Source organism: Nocardioides maradonensis, assembly GCF_054777115.1.
The window spans coordinates 1-1,297 of sequence record NZ_BAAHAZ010000047.1 but is presented as its reverse complement, the minus strand read 5'-3'; the positions used below and the strand labels follow the sequence as shown (position 1 = coordinate 1,297).

The window sequence follows — 1,297 nt, the reverse complement described above, 5'->3', positions numbered from 1 at the left end:
TCAGTGTCAGGGTGATGGCACCGCTCCGGCGGTGGTTGGATCCTGATCACCCGGTGTCTGGCTCATAGCCTCGGTGCCGTCTTCGGACTGGCGCGCATGCGTTTTGCCGGCATCGGGTGTGAAGGAGCCGGCCGGCGTGACTTGATAGGAGCGTGGCGACGCCCCCACTGAGATGTGTCCGCCGACCGGCCCAACCGTCCAGTCACTCAGCAGTGAAGGAGGCAGCCACCATGGTTGTCGTTGGGGCCGATGTACACAAGCGGACGCACACGTTCGTCGCGGTCGACCAGGCCGGTCGCGAGCTCGGACACAAGACGTTCGACGCGACCACGCCGGGCCACCATGCCGCGGTGCGTTGGGTGCGTGAGCGGTTCGGGGATGAGGTGTTGTGGGCGATCGAGGACTGCCGGCACCTCTCGACGCGGCTTGAGCGTGACTTGCTGACCGCTGGGCAGTCGGTGGTGCGGGTGCCGCCGAAGATGATGGCCGAGCAGCGTCGCATCGCCCGCACTCGCGGGAAGTCCGACCCGATCGACGCGGCCGCGGTCGCCCGTGCCGCACTGCGCGAGCCGGACCTGCCGGTCGCTACCCATGATGAGGTTTCCCGTGAGCTGAAGCTGCTGGTGGATCGGCGCGATGACCTGGTGAAACGTCGCACCGCGACGATCAACCAGCTGCTGTGGCGGGTCCACGAGCTGGACCCTGCCTGGGCGCCGCCGGCGCGATCGCTGGACCTGGCCAAGCACCAGCAGATCCTCGCGGGCCGGCTCGCGGATGTGCCCGGGATCGTGGCTGAGCTGGCGCGCGAGGAACTCGAGGAGATCGTGGAGTACACCGCCAAGATCAACGCCTACGCAAAGCGCATCGAAGCCCTGGTCGCGATTGCCGCGCCGACGTTGTTGGCGATGCCTGGGGTGGGCGCGCTGACTGCGGCCAAGCTGGTCGGCGAGGCCGCCGGAGTCACGCGCTTCAAGTCCGAGGCCGCGTTCGCTCGCCACGCCGGGATCGCGCCGATCCCGGTCTGGTCGGGTAGTACCAAGGGCCGGGTCAGGCTCACCAGATCAGGTAACCGACAGCTCAACGCCGCTATCCACCGCATCGCCGTGACCCAGATCCGACTCGATGGCTTGGGCAAGACCTACTACCAGAAGAAGAAGGCCGAGGGCATGTCCACCCCAGAGGCCCTGCGCTGCCTGAAGCGACGGCTCGCACGAGTCGTTTTCAACCACCTGATGACCGATCAAGCAGCACCCGCGACCGGACTCGCGGCCGCTGCTTGACATAGGAGAAACGCATG

Annotated in this window: 1 protein-coding gene; it reads left to right on the top strand. The window is 67.1% G+C overall.

Annotated features, from left to right (window positions below; all coding sequences use genetic code 11):
* Positions 1-212: 212 nt before the first annotated feature.
* Positions 213-1,280, top strand: coding sequence for an IS110 family RNA-guided transposase (locus ACYVAQ_RS23350; RefSeq protein WP_460793012.1), 1,068 nt, complete (start codon positions 213-215; stop codon positions 1,278-1,280).
* Positions 1,281-1,297 lie beyond the last annotated feature (17 nt).